Genomic DNA, 16252 nt, shown 5'->3' on the forward strand with positions numbered 1-16252 from the left:
CAAGCCTAGCCCACAGGAAGCCTAGCAATGTCCAAAGCGATCCGCATTCATGCCAATGGCGGCCCGGAAGTTCTGACGTATGAGGACACTGATCCCGGCCAGCCGGGATCCGGGCAGATCCTGGTCCGGCACACCGCGATCGGCCTCAATTTCATCGATGTCTACCATCGCTCCGGTCTCTATCCGCCACCCGGCGGCTTCCCGCTCGTGCCAGGCAGCGAAGCCGCCGGCGTGGTGCTGGAGGTCGGCCATGGCGTCGACTGGCTGAATCCGGGCGATCGCATCGCCTATGCCGTGACGACGGGGGCTTACGCGCAAGAACGCGTCATCGATGCCAGCCACGTGGTCAAGGTTCCGGATGGCATCAGCGACGAACAGGCCGCAGCGATGATGCTGAAGGGCATGACCGCGGAATATCTGCTGCGGCGGACGTTCAAGGTGAAGGCCGGCGACACGATCCTGTTCCATGCCGCTGCAGGCGGCGTCGGCCTGATCCTCGGCCAATGGGCAAAACATCTCGGCGCCACCGTCATCGGCACCGCCAGCTCGTCCGACAAGATCGAGCTCGCCAGGGCGCATGGTTTCGATCACGTCATCAACTACAAGGAACAAGATTTCGTCGCCGGCGTCGCCGCCATCACCGGCGGCAAAAAATGCGATGTCGTCTACGATTCGGTCGGCAACGACACGTTTCCGGCTTCGCTCGACTGCCTGCGGCCGCTCGGCATGTTCGTCAGCTTTGGCCAGTCCTCGGGACCTATACCGCCGTTCAGCATGTCGTTGCTGGCACAGAAGGGCTCGTTGTTCGCAACAAGGCCGACACTGTTCGTCTACAACGCAAAACGCGAGGACCTCGACGCTTCTGCTGCCGCCCTGTTCGAGGTCGTGCTCAGCGGCGCGGTCGAGATCCAGATCAACCAGCGCTACGCGTTGAAGGACGCCGGCAAGGCGCATTCCGACCTCGAGGGCCGCAGGACCACAGGGACGACCATTCTCATCCCTTAGTTCGTTCTGCCTTGCTATCCCTTGAATTTCCGCTGAAATTCTTGAAGCTCTTTCAAGACGTGTGCCGCTTTCCGATGAGAGCCGGCCGCGCCTACCATGCCTGCGGGAACACAGAACATGTCTGGCTAACCAGATGGGAGGCACTGTGAGTGCAAATCAGGACGGCACGAACCTGCTTGAGGTGCGTGGCCTCACCAAGATATTCGGCACGCTGACGGCGTGCGATCATATCGATCTCGACATCGCCAGGGGTGAGATCCACGCCTTGCTCGGCGAAAACGGCGCCGGCAAGTCGACGCTGGTCAAGATGCTGTTCGGCTCGCTGGAGCCCAATGCCGGCGAGATCTTCTGGAACGGTCAGGCCGTCAGGATTTCCAGCCCGGGCGTCGCGAAAAAGCTCGGCATCGGCATGGTGTTCCAGCATTTTTCGCTGTTCGAGGCGCTGACCGCGGCCGAAAACATCGCGCTGTCGCTGGACGACGGCTCACCGATCAGCAGCATCGCTGCGAAGGCGAGGGCGCTTTCCTTCAGTTATGGCCTGCCGCTCGACCCTGAATCGCTGGTCGGCGACCTGTCGGTGGGCGAGCGCCAGCGCATCGAAATCATCCGCTGCCTGCTGCAGACGCCGCAGCTCATCATCCTGGACGAACCGACCTCGGTGTTGACGCCGCAGGAAGCCGACAAGCTGTTCGAGACGCTGGAGCGCCTGCGCTCGGAAGGCAAATCCATCCTCTACATCTCGCACCGGCTCGAAGAGGTCAAACGCATCTGCGACCGCGCCACCGTGCTGCGCCACGGCAAGGTGGTCGGCCATTGCAATCCGCGTGAGGAAACAGCCTCTTCGCTGGCTCGCATGATGGTCGGCAACGAGGTGCAGGCCGTGGTGCGCGCGCCGGTCGAGGGCATCGACAAGGCGCAGCCGCTGCTCGAAATCCGCAATCTCAGCCGCAAACCGGCAACGCCGTTCTCGATCCCGCTCAAGGGCATCAACCTGAACGTCCGCGCCGGGGAGGTGATCGGCATCGCCGGCGTCGCCGGCAATGGTCAGGGCGAGTTCTTCGAATCCGTTTCGGGCGAAGTGCTGCAGCAGGATGCCGCCTCGGTGCGCATTCGCGGCAAGGATTCGGGAAGCCTCACCATCACCGGACGGCGCCTGCTGGGCGCTGCCTTCGTGCCGGAGGAACGCCTCGGCCACGGTGCCGCACCGCGCATGAAGCTTTCCGAAAACCTGCTGCTGTCGCGCCATGCCACCGACGGCAAGGCGTTCGTCGGTTCCGGCGGAATGGTCAAGAGCGCCGCCATCCAGGCCGCGTCCCAACGCATCATCGAGGCGATGGATGTGCGCAAGAGTGCGCCGGATCCGGAGGCCGCGGCTCTTTCGGGCGGCAATCTGCAGAAATTCATCGTCGGCCGCGAACTCGACCGCCGGCCAAGCGTCATGGTGGTGAACCAGCCGACCTGGGGCGTCGATGCGGGCGCTGCCGCCCACATCCGCCAGGCCTTGATCGAGTTGTCGCGCAGCGGATCGGCAGTGCTGGTGATCAGCCAGGATCTCGACGAGCTGTTCGAGATCTCGGATGCGATCGCGGTCATGCACAATGGCGAGTTGTCGAAGCCGATGCCGATCGCCGAAGCGACCTTCGAGAAGGTCGGGTTGCTGATGGGTGGCGCCGAACCCGGTCACGCCGAACACACGTTGGAGACGGTATGATGCGCCTCGAACTCGTCAAACGCCCGCAGCGCTCCATGCTGTTTTCGGCCCTGTCGCCGTTCATCGCCTTCGCGCTGACCATCATTGCCGGGGCCGTCATGTTCGCGCTGCTCGGCGTCAATCCGCTGACTGCGTTCAACATCTATTTCATCGAGCCGATCAGCCAAATCTGGCAGTTGCATGAGCTGGCGATCAAGGCCGCGCCGCTCATCCTGATCGCCGTCGGCCTGTCGGTTTGCTACAAGGCCAACATCTGGAACATCGGCGCCGAAGGCCAGTTCATCCTCGGCGGCATCGTTGGCTCGATGCTTCCAGTACTGTTTCCGCAGTTCGAAGGCCCGCTGGTGCTGCCGTTGATGCTGTTGCTCGGCATGGTCGGAGGTGCGGCCTATGCGGCGATCCCGGCTCTGCTCAAGACGCGCTTCGGCACCAACGAGATCCTGACCAGCCTGATGCTGGTCTATGTCGCGCAACTTTTCCTTGACTGGCTTGTGCGCGGACCGTGGCGCGATCCGCAGGGCCATGGCTTCCCGCAGACCATCCAGTTCAACGATTCGGCCGTGTTGCCGGAACTGATGCCGGATGCCGGACGGGCAAACTGGGGTTTTGTCTTCGCGCTGGTCGCCGCGGTGCTGGTCTGGATCCTGATGAGCCGCATGCTGAAAGGTTTCGAGGTGCGCGTGCTGGGCTCGAGCCCGCGGGCAGGACGCTTCGCCGGCTTCGGCCTCAACCGGATGGTGTTCTTTGCCTTCCTGCTGTCGGGCGCGCTGGCGGGACTTGCCGGGATCTCGGAGGTCTCGGGCGCCATCGGCCAGCTGCAGCCCGTCATTTCGCCCGGCTACGGCTTCACCGCCATCATCGTGGCGTTCCTCGGCCGTCTCAACCCGCTTGGCATCGTTGCCGCCGGACTGGTGCTGGCACTGACCTATCTCGGCGGCGAAGCAGTGCAGAGCGCGCTCGGCATCTCCGACAAGGTGGCGCGGGTGTTCCAGGGTATGCTTTTGTTCTTCGTGCTCGGCTGCGACACGCTCATCCACTACCGCATACGCCTGGTCGGCCTGGCGCTGACCAAACCGGAAGGCGTGGCCAAACTCGAAGCCGCACCGAAGCTGAAGGAAGCCCGTTGATGGACATCACCGTAAACATCCTTCTGACCATCGCCACCGCGGCAACGCCGCTGCTGATCGCGGCAATCGGTGAGCTGGTGGTCGAGCGCTCCGGCGTACTCAATCTCGGCGTCGAAGGCATGATGATCATGGGCGCGGTCGGCGGCTTCGGCGCAACCTATCTCACCGGATCGCCCTGGATCGGCCTTTTGGCGGCCATTGCCATGGGCGCGGTGTTCTCGCTGCTGTTTGCCGTCATGACGCTGTCGCTGGCCACCAATCAGGTGGCGACCGGCCTGTCGCTGACGCTGCTCGGCCTTGGCCTGTCCGGCATGATGGGCACCAGCTTCGTCGGCCAGCCCGGCGAAAGGCTGCCCAACCTCGACATTCCCGGCTTGACGGAAATCCCTGTGGTCGGCAGGCTGCTGTTTGGCCAGGATCCGATCTTCTACATTTCGATCGCGCTGACCGCCGCCGTCATGTGGTTCCTGTTCAAGACCCGCACCGGGCTGACGCTGCGTTCGATCGGCGACAGCCACACCTCGGCGCATGCGCTTGGCATCAAGGTCATCCGCTACCGATACCTCGCGGTCATCTTCGGCGGCGCCTGTGCCGGTCTCGCCGGCGGCCATCTCTCGCTGGTCTACACGCCGCAATGGGTGGAGAACATGAGCGCCGGCCGCGGCTGGATCGCGCTGGCGCTGGTGGTGTTCGCCTCCTGGCGGCCATGGCGGGTGCTGGCCGGCGCCTACATCTTCGGCGCGGTGTGGATCGGCCAGCTTCATGCACAGGCTTTTGGCATTCCAGTGCCCTCACAGTTCCTTTCTTCGCTGCCCTATCTGGCAACCGTCGTGGTTCTCGTTCTAATCTCGCGCAACAAGCGTCTGACGATGATGAACACGCCGGCTTCCTTGGGGCAGCCATTCGTTCCGGATCGTTGACAACAAAAACAAACGGGAAGCTCCAAGGCTAACTCAGAGAGGTAACACGATGAAAAAACTGCTTATTGCCCTGATGACCACGACCGCCGCCATGTCGCTGGCAGCGACGGCCGAGGCCGCGGACAAGCTGAAGGCCTGCTGGGTCTACACCGGCCCGATCGGCGATTTTGGCTATTCCTACCAGCACGACCAGGGCCGTCTCGAAGTGGAGAAGGCGCTCGGCGACAAGGTCGAAACCGCCTATCTTGAAAACGTCTCGGAAGGCCCCGACGCCGACCGCGCTTTCGAGCGCCTGGCACGCGAAGGCTGCAAGATCATTTTCGGCACCTCCTTCGGCTTCATGGACCCGGAAGTGAAGGTCGCCAAGAAATTCCCGAAGGTGATGTTCGAGCACGCCACCGGCTACAAGACATCTGACAATCTCGGCATCTACAATGCGCGTTTCTATGAAGGCCGTTATGTGCTCGGCCAGATCGCCGCCAAGGAATCGAAGGCAGGCGTTGCCGGCTACATCGTTTCCTTCCCGATCCCGGAAGTGGTGATGGGCATCAACTCCTTCATGCTCGGCGCGCAGTCGATCAACCCGAACTTCAAGGCCAAGATCGTCTGGGTGAATTCCTGGTTCGATCCGGGCAAGGAAGCCGACGCCGCCAAGGCGCTGTTCGACCAGGGTGCCGACATTATCGTCCAGCACACCGATTCGACCGCTGCCCTGCAGGTGGCCGAGGAGCGCAAGCTGCACGGCTTCGGCCAGTCCTCCGACATGATCAAGTTCGCGCCGAACGCGCAGCTGACCTCGCTCACCGACGAATGGGGTCCCTATTACATCAGCCGGGTCCAGGCAGCCCTCGACGGCACCTGGAAGCCGGACAATGTCTGGCTTGGCATCAAGGACGGCGCGGTCAAGCTCGCCCCCTACACCAACATGCCCGACGACGTGAAGGCGATGGCGGAGGCCACCGAGAAGAAGATCGCCGGCGGCTGGAACCCCTTCACCGGGCCGATCGCCAAGCAAGACGGCACGCCGTGGCTGAAGGATGGCGAAGTCGCCGATGACGGCACGCTGCTCGGCATGAATTTTTATGTGAAGGGTGTCGACGACAAGCTGCCGCAGTAAGCAGCACAAGAGATCGAATTGAGGAGGGCGCCGCGAGGCGCCCTTTTTCATTCGGCGGGCTGCGCTCCGGCTGAGACGCGACGAAACCGTGCCAAGCCAGCATCGACCGCGCGGCCGAGCCAAATCCTCAGCAACCGCTGTGCGGGTCGTTCGCAGGCGCGCCAGATTGCCCACGAAACGAAAAGCATAAGTGCGCTGCAGCCAAAGGCGGCAAACCATTTGCCGATAAGGGGCGTTGCCGCATTGATGACGAGATAGCCGATGTCCTGGTGCAGCAAATAGAGCGGATAGGTCAGCCCGCCCAGCGCCAGGGTGAGCCCCGATGCCCTGATACGGCCGCGCAGCAGCACCGCACCGATCAAGGCCGCGTGCATGACGACGTTGGCGATGACCAGATTGGCCGACGAAACGGCAATGCCGTAGTGGCCAAGCATCCAGTGCTGCGTCACCGACAGCGTGCCGCAGGAGATCAGGAACGCGGCGGCAAGCAGCAGCATTGCAGGCAGTGAACGGCCATGCGCATGCAGGTGGTGGACCAGCACGCCGGCGGCGAAGAACGGTCCAAACTCGGTGATGAACAGCAGCCTGGCGGCGCCGCTGCCGATGAAGAACTCGTTCAAGGCCGAGATCGCCAGCCAGATCAAGATCAGCTCCAGCTTGCGTTTCTGAAACAGCCCGGTGAGCAGCGCCAGCGTCACCCAGCCGTAGAACACCAGCTCAAGAACGATCGACCAGTAGACGCCGTCCATGAAGGGCTGGCCGAACGCCGGCGCGAACATCGACAGATTGGCGGCATACTGAACGAAAGAGGCCGAAAGCAGCGGCGACCCGGCAAGGAAGACAATCGCGAAGGTGATCGTCATACAGAGCAGGAAGCCCGGATAGAGGCGAACGAACCGCGCGACCGCAAACTGGTCCCAACTGCGGTTTTCCGCCGACCAGGCAATGACGAAACCGCTGATCAGGAAGAACAGATTGACGCCGAGATAGCCGTAGAGGGCGAACGGTGCCGCAAGCGGATAACCCTCAGCCAGAATGCCCTCGGCAGCCGCGCCGCGAAAGAAATAGTGGAAGAACACGACAGCCATCGCCGCGACCAGCCTGAGCAGGTCCAGCGTCGCAATGTAATTTTGTTCCGCAGGTCTGGTGTTCATCCGCATTTCCCGCATCTACGGTCCGCAAACCATAGAGCGGATCGCGGCTGAGCGGGTTAAGAGGCCTAGATTATCGCCAGATGTAGTAAATTTACGCGGAACGAGGCGTCAGACCGCCGAACCATAGAGGTCATAGGCGTCGGCACGGTCGATCTTGACGGTGACGATATCGCCTTGGCGCAGCGGACGACGCGACTGGATGTGCACCGAGCCATCGATCTCGGGCGCGTCGTATTTGGTGCGGCCCTTTGCCGATGTGCCATGCGCCTCGTCGATCAGCACCGGGAGGCGCTTGCCGACTTTTCTGGCCAGCTGTGTCGCCGAAATCTTCTGCTGACGCTGCATGAAGCGGTGCCAGCGCGCCTCCTTGATTTCCTGTGGGACCTGTTCGAGACCGAGATCGTTGGAGCGGGCGCCGCGGACCGGCTCGTATTTGAAGCAGCCGGCGCGGTCGATCTTGGCTTCATCGAGCCAGTCGAGCAGCATCTCGAAATCGTCATCCGTCTCGCCGGGGAAGCCGACGATGAAGGTCGAGCGGATGGCCAGATCCGGACAGACCTCGCGCCAGCCGCGAATGCGCTCGAGCGTCTTTTCGCCATGCGCGGGCCGTCGCATGTTTTTCAGCACCTGCGGCGAGGCATGCTGGAACGGGATATCCAGGTAAGGGAGGATCTTGCCCTCCGCCATCAGCGGGATGACGTCGGCGACATGCGGGTAGGGGTAGACATAGTGCATGCGCACCCAGATGCCGAGCTTGCCCAGTTCCTCCGAAAGATCGAGGAATTTTGCGCGCACTTCACGGTCGCCGAACATCGACGTCTGGTACTTGATGTCGATGCCGTAGGCGCTGGTGTCCTGCGAGATGACCAGAAGTTCCTTGACGCCAGCCTTGGCCAGTTTCTCAGCCTCACGCAGCACATCTGCCGCCGGCCGCGAGACGAGGTCGCCACGCAGTGCGGGAATGATGCAGAAGGTGCAGCGGTTGTTGCAGCCTTCGGAAATCTTGAGATAGGCGTAGTGACGCGGCGTCAGCTTGACACCCTGCGGCGGCAGGAGATCGATATAGGGATCGTGCGACGGCGGTGCGGCCTCATGCACCGCGGCCATCACGCTCTCATAGGCCTGCGGCCCGGTGATCGCCAGCACGTTGGGGTGCTTTTCGCGAATGACGTCCGGCTCGGCGCCCAGGCAACCGGTGACGATCACTCGGCCGTTTTCCGAAAGCGCGGAGCCGATGGCGTTGAGCGACTCGTCGCGGGCGGAATCGAGAAAACCGCAGGTGTTGACGACGACGAGGTCGGCGCCGTCATGCTTGCGCGCGATTTCGTAACCTTCGGCGCGCAGGCGCGTGATGATGCGCTCCGAATCCACGAGGGCCTTCGGGCATCCAAGACTGACAAAACTCACGCGGGGAGCGGACATAGAGGGTTTCCGGGCTTTTCAGGATTGCCGGCGCAGTACCACACTTATTGCGGCATTGGTATGGGCAGGCCCGCGATGCGGCAAAACGCACGGCGGTCTTGCTTCGACGGAGTGAAGACGCGGATGTCCGCCAGCTTCAGCCGACCACGTTGTTCACATGTGGCCAGACCTCCACCGCGCCACGATAGACCATGTCCAGCGCGACATAGAGTATGATCAGCAGGCCGACATAGGCGATCCAGCGGTGGCGATGCAGCAGCTTGGCAATGAAGGTCGCAGCCAGCCCCATGAGCGCGATCGACAGCACAAGGCCGATGACCAGCACCGGAAAATGATCACGCGCCGCTCCAGCCACCGCCAGCACGTTGTCGAGCGACATCGACACATCGGCGACGACAATCTGCAAGGCAGCCTGGCCAAGGGTCTTGCGCTTCGACTTGCCGGCGACTGCCCGGTCACTGTTGAGGTCCGAATTCGACAGCGCCTCGGTCGCTTCCAGCTCATCGGCATGTGACGTGCGCAGCTCGCGGTACATTTTCCAGCAGACCCACAGCAGCAGGATGCCGCCGGCCAGCAGCAGGCCGACGATCGCCAGCAGCTTGACGGTAATTGCGGCGAAACCGATGCGCAGCACCGTTGCCGCAATCACGCCGATGAGGATCGCCTTCTTGCGTTGGTCAGCCGGCAGGCCGGCAGCGGCAAGGCCGATGACGATCGCATTGTCGCCGGCCAGCACGAGGTCGATGGCGATGACCTGGAGCAGGGCGGTCAGGCTGGCAGCGCTGAAAAAAATGTCCATCGACCGGAAGCCCTTGCTGATTTTGCCGAGTGTTCGTCGATTACCCAAAGGCCCTAACTTGGTGGTCCCTTGCCGTCAAGGGATCACGCGTGGCGCCATCACCGAAGCATCGTTACGTCAAGCCAGATCCAATGCTCGCGGCACTCGCCGACAGCCAGGCAAAACCATGGCCGATCGCAAATCAATCGTAGAGATTATATTTTGCCCAGTCGGCTTCCGGAATCTCGTCGCCGATCCGGTAGCGGAGTTGCAAGACTTCCATATGGTCCGGCCCGGTCTGGCACTTGAATTTCAGCCTGTACCACTGCCCCTTGCTGCGAAACGCAGCACCCGGGCTCTTGATGGCATCCGCGCCCATCTCGGGCGTGGCAAAGGCATAGGCGACGACGCGATCGGCTTTGAACTTGCGATCGTCATGGGTGATGCGGTCGAGCACTTCGGCGTCGCAACGCTGTTCAAGGCGAGTTTGGGGATCGAGTTTCATCAGTCCGGCGCGCAATGCATTGTCCATTGCGCTGGCTGGAAAACTCAGTGTCACTGACGCCAAGGCGGTCATGCAGAGCTTCTTCATGGGCGGGACAAGCAACATATTTTGTCGGAGAAATCAACCGAGCGGACCGCCTCGGACGCTGCGGGAATCTTCAATCATATGGCTGCTGCGTTCAAAATTGCGTGTCGGGATTCGTCGTGCGATGCCTGCGGCCAACGGACCAAAGAGGCACGGCCGGCATCGGTAAGATCGTAGAGGCCGCGGTCGACGCGCGCGAACCAGCCATAGACATTGTGCTGCAGGATCTTGGGCGCGATCGGCGTCACCGCCTTCAGATCTCGCGGCCGCCTGGGGCCATCCACCATGGCGGCAGCGCAGGCGAGGGCGCTTTGGCGATAGGCGGTCATGATCGGATTGCGCGATCCTCCTCCGGCAACGGGATCGCCGCGACGGCGCTGGTGCTCGTCGACCAGGCGGGAGCGCCGGCGGGCATTCTTGCGCGGCGCCAGCGCGATCGGGCTGAGAAGCACCTCGACCCGGTCCGTCGCGGTCACGCCAAGCAAGCCGAAGCCAAGCCGGCGGCAGAGATTGCGGAACCTGGCATCGCTTTCGCGTCCCTTGCCGCGAGCCGACATGCGCGCGGCCAGCCACACCTCGTCGCAGGCCGCCGCACGATCGACACCTTGCAGCACCAGTTCGAGATTGAACTGCAGCTTCAACTCGCAGATGACGACAACCGGCGGCTCCCCCTCGCGCAACGCAACAACATCGCAGCCGTCGATCTCGCCTTTGACGACAAAGTCGAGGCTTTCGAGGAACCGCTTCACCGGCGCATAGAGTGAGGTCTCGTTCATGGCACAAGGTTTAGCCGATTCGAGGCGAAAAGCCTTCCGGTGGTTCGGCGTCCTGCGGCTCGAAAGGGGACCGGTGTGGATACCGCAACGCCGGGCCAGCCGTCAGGCTTCGGCGTTCGGCACCGCCCGGTTCGGCAGCTTCCTGCGGCGCAGGAGCGGATAGCCGATCTGGCCGAAATAGGTGGAAGGGATCGGATCGTCGACGCCGTACTTCTCCGGCACCTTGTCACCGGTGGGATTGTAGGTGCCGAACAGCACGTCGAGGAAAGGCAACTGCCCGGCGAAGTTCTTGTCATAGGCTTCGCGCTGGTTGGCATGGTGCCAGCGATGGAACTGCGGGCTGGCGATCAGCCACTTCAAGGGGCCGAACGGAATCCGCACGTTTGAATGCACAAGCAGCGTATGTCCAAGGTAGAGAGTCGAAAAGACGGCGATCGACGCTTCCGAGAAGCCGAGGAAAAAGATCGGCGTCAGCGATATTGCCTTTGTGACGATGGCGTCGACGGGATGATTGTGGAAGGCCCCGAGCCAGTCGAGTTCTTCAATGCCGTGGTGAACGGCATGGAACTTCCAAAGCGCCGGGATTTTGTGAAAGGCCCGATGTGTCCAGTAGACGCCGACATCGGTGATCACGATGATTTCGGCAACCTGCAGCCAGACGGGCTGGCCGCTGACGGCATGCGTTATCGCTTGCGGGACCAGGAGTGCAGCGGCACCGAGCGCGCCTGCCGCCATCATGACGATGGCCAGCTTTATGATGAAGCCGTTGAACAGCAGATAAATCAGATCGACAGCGAAGCCCTTGCGAAAGATCTTCTGCGGCCGCTCGGCAAACAGATGTTCAAACGGAATGAAGATCAGGGCGCAGATCAGAAGTGCCTTGATGCCAAAGATATCCATCGATTCGCCTCAGCGCGCAGTCCGCGCCTCTGAGAGGAACCACATCTCCCTTTCCAAAGGCTAAAGGCTCTGCCTTTTGCGCAAGTGGCGGCGGCAAACGCGGATTGTGAATGGAACGCGGGCGGACGAGGAGACGCGAATGCGGGCTCGTCCTGCGGCGTGTGGCCCATCCCCCAACTAGAACCTGACCGCGAGATTGGCTTTCACGCTCTGGTCTGCGGCGCGACTGCCGAATTGTCCCCCATAGGTGAGGCCGAGCGTGGCATTGTGTGCGATGGCGATGTCGAACCCGACATCGAGTATCAGCCCGTCCTTGGCGATCGGCACGCCCGCGACGGTGAATGATGCGCCGCCGGCGAATGCGAAGCGCGACAGCGGTACGGTCTCGCCGAAGGCATGGCGCCAGCCGAGCGTGCCGCGAACCGTCGCCGCCATCTCGCCGACGGTGAACTCGCCTGAGGCATGTAGGCCGAGCGTGGTGAAGGTCGCATCGGTGATTGCCGAAGCGCTTGTCAGCGTCGCCGCGCCGCCTGTCTCGGTGAAGCCGTCAGTCCGGAGGTTCACATAGGCGAGATTGGCGAAGGGCTCAAAGCCTAAATTTCCAGCATGGATACCATAGCCCAGTTCGCCGAACACCTGCGCCGTTCCGGCGCGATAATCTGCCTTGAGGCTGTCATTGAAACCGGGGAAAGTGACGGAGCGGCTCGTCGCGATGTCGTGCCAAGTATAGGATGTACCGGTGCGCAAGCCGAGCGTGCCGCCCCCAACATCCCAAGTGGTGCCGCCATAGAGGCCGAGATGATAGTTGTCGCTCGAGCCCGACGAGGCGCGGTCTTTCACATCGAGGTTGGTGCGGCTGTATCCCGCCATGATACCCAATCGCCAGGTGTCGAAAATGGCGGCGTCACCGCCGGCCAGGAAACCGCCAGTCGAGCGGTCAACGCGGGCAGCATTGCCGTCGCTGCCAGTATGGCCCCATGAACCAAAGCCCTGACTCCAGAGGGCGAAGCGATCGGTGTCCGACGCCACTGCAGCGGTCGTATTGGGATCGAGCGAGACATAGGCGCCCGCAGCACCGCCATAGGTCTGATCGGCGTAGGCCATGACCGGAGCGGCCGATGCACCGACGATACCGAAAGCGGCCCGGATGCGGTTCGTCGCCGCGTCGCGCAGAAGACGGCTATCTTCGATGAGGGAAGTCTGCGCCGAGGGATACACCTCGCCCGAGAGCTGGTCGAAGGCATCACGTGCCTGCACGTCGGTCGCGAGGTTGAGGATGACGTTGTACAGGGATCCGGATGTCGGCAGGCTCTCGAGCCCCCCAGCGGTTGCGATCTGATTGCGGGTCAAGGCTGCGTCGGTGAAGTTGCGGTATTTCAGGATGTCGAGATAGGCGTTGTTGGTGTCATAGGTATCGACAAGCCTGAGGAAGGCGGTGTTGACAACTCCAGTCAAGGCAGCGAACTGCCCGGTCAGCCCGGCATCGGCGGTCAACACCGTATAGCGGGTGCCCGGCACCGCAATGCCGCCCGCGGCGTTCACGGTCAGCGTCGCGCCAGTGATCGTCGCGGTGCCGGAGGTGCTGAACCTGTCGGCCTGGCCGGCCGTGTTGATATCGATCGCCATGATGCTGCCAGTCGCGAAAGCGGTATTGCCGCCGGTTTGCCGGATCACATCGCCGGCGCCAGCGTCGGCCATTGTCAAGGTGCCTTGATTGGTGAACTGAAACAGATTGGTCCATTGCGTCGTCTCCGCGACGCCGGCGGAGTTTCCACCGACGGCGGTCCCGTCGTTGACCAGCCTGCTGGCGCCACCGCCGAAATCACTGGTTCCACCGGCGCCGTTCCAGTTCCCGTCGTTGGCGAATAGTGTCGCGCCGCCGGCAAACTGCGCTGTACCGACGATCGAACCGGCGTTTGTGAGCGCCATCGTCGCGGCATTGGTCTCGATCGCCGCATCGCTGGACAATCCGGAAAGACTACGGATCGCGCCCGACGAGGCGACGTTGATGGCGCCCGTCCCACCAGTCAAAGTCAGGCCACGCGTCGCGCCCATCACCGTGCCGGCGACTTGCACATCCACTACGCCGTTGCCCGTCGCGACGATGCCCTCGGCCGACGTTCCGGTCACCGCGCCATTGGCGATCACCGTGATCGCGCCCGTGCCAAGATTGGTTGCCTGGATACCTGTCGTACCCGAGACATTGCCATTCGTCGTCACATTGATCGTGCCAGCGCCCACCGGATTGTCCTGGAGCGCGAAGATGGCCGTAGCCGCAGTTGCGTTCACAGCACCCGTTATCACCGCGACATTGCCGGCCGAGCTTTCAGCGTCGATACCTCGGCCAGTCGTCGCGGTGAGCGGACCAACCGCCTTCACGGTCACCGAACCTGTACCGACAGTCCCTGCGACAATCCCGCTGCTCGCGTCGATCGCGCCGTTCGCCGTGACATCGACGTTGCCGTTTCCCGAGGAAAGGCCAGCGAAGATACCGGCGCCGCCCGCCTTCACATCGCCGTTCGCCACGATCGTCACATTGGCCGTCGCCGACAGCGTCTCAACGTCGATGCCGATCTTGCCGGCAGCCAGCGCCGTCACCGCGCCCGTCGTGACGCCGATGTTGCCGCCCGTCGCAGTGTCGCGCACCACGATGCCGCCGCCACTCGTCGAGCTGCTGGCGCCGGATATATCGACCGTGACCGTGCCCGGGCCATAGTTCTGAATATTCACCGCATCGTCGCTGCCGCCGACGAAGCCGCCCGCGCCCGTCACCGAGATGTTGCCCGTGCCGCCGCCGCCACCAATCAAGGTCAGGCCGGAACGCGCGCCCATCACCGTGCCGGCGACCTGCACGTCCACCGCGCCACCACCGTTCGCGACGATGCCGTCAAAGGATGTGCCGGTCACCTCACCATTGGCGATCACGCTGATCATGCCCGTGCCGGAGTTACCTGCGAGGATGCCTGCAGTGCCCGAGACATTGCCGTTGGTCGTCACATCGATTGTGCCTGTGCCTGTGCCGGTCCCTATTGCATAGACCGCCTGACCGCCCGTCGAGGTCACCGCACCCGTTGTTATCGAGACATCGCCCCGGCCCTGAGCGAAGACGCCAAGGCCCGACGCCATTGTCGCGGTGACCGGTCCCATCGCCTTCACCGTCGTCGAGCCGTTGCCCAAGTTCTGCGCGATAATGCCGTTGCCTGCGTCGATGGCGCCGTTCGCCGTGATATCGATGTTGCCAGTTCCTGTGGAGGAAACTCGACCCAAGATACCGGTATTGCCCGCCTTCACATCGCCGTTCGCCACGATCGTCACATTGGCCGTCGCCGACAGCGTCTCAACGTCGATGCCGATCCTGCCGGCAGCCAGCGCCGTCACCGCGCCCGTCGTGACGGCGATGTTGCCGCCTGTTGCTGTGTCGCCCACCACGATGCCTGAGCCCGCCGTCGAGTTGCTGGCGCCCGAGATATCGACCGTGACCGTGCCCGAACCATTGTTCTGAATGTTCACCGCATCGTCGCTGCCGCCGACGAAGCCGCCCGCGCCCGTCACCGAGATGTTGCCCGTGCCGCCGCCGCCACCAATCAAGGTCAGGCCGGAACGCGCGCCCATCACCGTGCCGGCGACCTGCACGTCCACCGCGCCACCACCGTTCGCGACGATGCCGTCAAAGGATGTGCCGGTCACCTCACCATTGGCGATCACGCTGATCATGCCCGTGCCGGAGTTACCTGCGAGGATGCCTGCAGTGCCCGAGACATTGCCGTTGGTCGTCACATCGATTGTGCCTGTGCCTGTGCCGGTCCCTATTGCATAGACCGCCTGACCGCCCGTCGAGGTCACCGCACCCGTTGTTATCGAGACATCGCCCCGGCCCTGAGCGAAGACGCCAAGGCCCGACGCCATTGTCGCGGTGACCGGTCCCATCGCCTTCACCGTCGTCGAGCCGTTGCCCAAGTTCTGCGCGATAATGCCGTTGCCTGCGTCGATGGCGCCGTTCGCCGTGATATCGATGTTGCCAGTTCCTGTGGAGGAAACTCGACCCAAGATACCGGTATTGCCCGCCTTCACATCGCCGTTCGCCACGATCGTGAGATTGCCTGTCGTCGAAGACGACTGGACGTCGATACCGAACATGCCAGCAGCCAGCGCCGTCACCGCGCCCGTGGTGACATCGATGGAGCCACTCGCCGCCGTGTTACGCACCACAATGCCTGAGCCGGCAGCCGCCGTGATATCGCCGGTGGCATCGACATCGATCGAGCCCAGGCCATTCTGCTTTATTGCGAAGGCATCGCCACTGCCGTTATTGGTGATCGCGCCGCTGCCTGTGTACGTGATCAGGTTGGAGGCGGCATCGATATTGAGTGCCGCGGTCCCGCCGGCTGTTGGCGTGTTGCCCGCATCGACACTGATCGTGCCGTTGTTGACGACCATGACGGCGCCATTGCCGGTATTCTCGATCGCGAGGCCAAATCCGCTGACCGTCGCCCCGGCATCGATCGCGAGGTGGGCCGTAAACGGTGAAGCAAATGAATAGCCCCGGTCGTTGGGAGGAGCAGCCGGATTGACGGCATTGACCGTGGAGGTGGTGCCGCACTGCACATCAGTTCCCAGAGTGACCGTACATGCCGCCTGCGCCTGCGGGGAAAAGAAAACAGCCGAGCCGGCGAAACCGGCCATGCCGATTGCGAAACGCAGTGCCGAGCGACTGGCCTGCGAGAGGAGTTGCGCGCGCAAGGAAACGAGTGGG

Annotated in this window: 12 protein-coding genes; 5 read left to right on the forward strand and 7 right to left on the reverse strand. The window is 62.8% G+C overall.

What is annotated here, in order from left to right:
- Positions 1-27 precede the first annotated feature (27 nt).
- From AC0L2D_RS18540 to AC0L2D_RS18560, 5 genes are all read left to right on the forward strand, one after another.
- Positions 28-1005, forward strand: a complete 978-nt coding sequence (locus tag AC0L2D_RS18540) for a quinone oxidoreductase family protein (RefSeq protein ID WP_224674262.1) — start codon at positions 28-30, stop codon at positions 1003-1005.
- 133 nt (positions 1006-1138) lie between these two features.
- Complete coding sequence (locus AC0L2D_RS18545; RefSeq protein WP_473541834.1) at positions 1139-2716, forward strand: ABC transporter ATP-binding protein; 1578 nt, start codon at positions 1139-1141, stop codon at positions 2714-2716.
- Positions 2713-3843 (forward strand): ABC transporter permease, encoded by a 1131-nt coding sequence (locus AC0L2D_RS18550; protein WP_013531649.1) that lies wholly within the window; start codon positions 2713-2715, stop codon positions 3841-3843. The genes AC0L2D_RS18545 and AC0L2D_RS18550 overlap by 4 nt, the downstream gene beginning before the upstream one ends.
- Positions 3843-4763 carry an ABC transporter permease gene (locus tag AC0L2D_RS18555; protein WP_024503273.1) on the forward strand — a complete coding sequence of 307 codons (921 nt, stop codon included), beginning with the start codon at positions 3843-3845 and terminating at the stop codon, positions 4761-4763. The genes AC0L2D_RS18550 and AC0L2D_RS18555 overlap by 1 nt, the downstream gene beginning before the upstream one ends.
- Positions 4764-4812: 49 nt before the next feature.
- Entirely contained in the window at positions 4813-5880 is a 1068-nt protein-coding gene (locus AC0L2D_RS18560; RefSeq protein ID WP_013531647.1) for a BMP family ABC transporter substrate-binding protein, read from the forward strand.
- A gap of 47 nt (positions 5881-5927) precedes the next feature.
- On the opposite strand, the gene AC0L2D_RS18565 is transcribed toward AC0L2D_RS18560, so the two are convergent.
- The 7 genes from AC0L2D_RS18565 to AC0L2D_RS18595 form a co-directional block, all read right to left on the reverse strand.
- A complete protein-coding gene (locus tag AC0L2D_RS18565; RefSeq protein ID WP_473541837.1) occupies positions 5928-7034 on the reverse strand; it encodes an acyltransferase family protein in 1107 nt (368 codons plus the stop codon).
- Between the two features lie 108 nt (positions 7035-7142).
- Positions 7143-8456 (reverse strand): 30S ribosomal protein S12 methylthiotransferase RimO, encoded by a 1314-nt coding sequence (gene rimO / locus AC0L2D_RS18570; protein ID WP_013531645.1) that lies wholly within the window; start codon positions 8454-8456, stop codon positions 7143-7145.
- Positions 8457-8592: 136 nt separating this feature from the next.
- The gene (locus AC0L2D_RS18575; protein WP_473541839.1) at positions 8593-9255 is read right to left on the reverse strand and encodes a TerC family protein; all 663 of its coding nucleotides are present in this window, start codon (positions 9253-9255) and stop codon (positions 8593-8595) included.
- A gap of 181 nt (positions 9256-9436) precedes the next feature.
- Complete coding sequence (locus tag AC0L2D_RS18580) at positions 9437-9844, reverse strand: DUF930 domain-containing protein (protein WP_032808257.1); 408 nt, start codon at positions 9842-9844, stop codon at positions 9437-9439.
- Between the two features lie 56 nt (positions 9845-9900).
- Positions 9901-10599: a DUF2161 domain-containing phosphodiesterase gene (locus tag AC0L2D_RS18585; protein ID WP_024503270.1), complete on the reverse strand. Its 699-nt coding sequence runs from the start codon at positions 10597-10599 to the stop codon at positions 9901-9903.
- Positions 10600-10701: 102 nt separating this feature from the next.
- The gene (locus AC0L2D_RS18590) at positions 10702-11499 is read right to left on the reverse strand and encodes a sterol desaturase family protein (protein WP_024503269.1); all 798 of its coding nucleotides are present in this window, start codon (positions 11497-11499) and stop codon (positions 10702-10704) included.
- Between the two features lie 177 nt (positions 11500-11676).
- The gene (locus AC0L2D_RS18595; RefSeq protein ID WP_473541841.1) at positions 11677-16182 is read right to left on the reverse strand and encodes an autotransporter domain-containing protein; all 4506 of its coding nucleotides are present in this window, start codon (positions 16180-16182) and stop codon (positions 11677-11679) included.
- Positions 16183-16252 lie beyond the last annotated feature (70 nt).

Source organism: Mesorhizobium sp. WSM4833, assembly GCF_055811095.1.

Bases quoted from the DNA above. Each gene is read 5' to 3' on its own strand.
- AC0L2D_RS18540 (WP_224674262.1), top strand. From the start codon at position 28: ATGTCCAAAGCGATCCGCATTCATGCCAATGGCGGCCCGGAAGTTCTG.
- AC0L2D_RS18545 (WP_473541834.1), top strand. From the start codon at position 1,139: ATGGGAGGCACTGTGAGTGCAAATCAGGACGGCACGAACCTGCTTGAG.
- AC0L2D_RS18550 (WP_013531649.1), top strand. From the start codon at position 2,713: ATGATGCGCCTCGAACTCGTCAAACGCCCGCAGCGCTCCATGCTGTTT.
- AC0L2D_RS18555 (WP_024503273.1), top strand. From the start codon at position 3,843: ATGGACATCACCGTAAACATCCTTCTGACCATCGCCACCGCGGCAACG.
- AC0L2D_RS18560 (WP_013531647.1), top strand. From the start codon at position 4,813: ATGAAAAAACTGCTTATTGCCCTGATGACCACGACCGCCGCCATGTCG.
- AC0L2D_RS18565 (WP_473541837.1), bottom strand. From the start codon at position 7,034: ATGAACACCAGACCTGCGGAACAAAATTACATTGCGACGCTGGACCTG.
- rimO (WP_013531645.1), bottom strand. From the start codon at position 8,456: ATGTCCGCTCCCCGCGTGAGTTTTGTCAGTCTTGGATGCCCGAAGGCC.
- AC0L2D_RS18575 (WP_473541839.1), bottom strand. From the start codon at position 9,255: ATGGACATTTTTTTCAGCGCTGCCAGCCTGACCGCCCTGCTCCAGGTC.
- AC0L2D_RS18580 (WP_032808257.1), bottom strand. From the start codon at position 9,844: ATGTTGCTTGTCCCGCCCATGAAGAAGCTCTGCATGACCGCCTTGGCG.
- AC0L2D_RS18585 (WP_024503270.1), bottom strand. From the start codon at position 10,599: ATGAACGAGACCTCACTCTATGCGCCGGTGAAGCGGTTCCTCGAAAGC.
- AC0L2D_RS18590 (WP_024503269.1), bottom strand. From the start codon at position 11,499: ATGGATATCTTTGGCATCAAGGCACTTCTGATCTGCGCCCTGATCTTC.
- AC0L2D_RS18595 (WP_473541841.1), bottom strand. From the start codon at position 16,182: ATGGCCGGTTTCGCCGGCTCGGCTGTTTTCTTTTCCCCGCAGGCGCAG.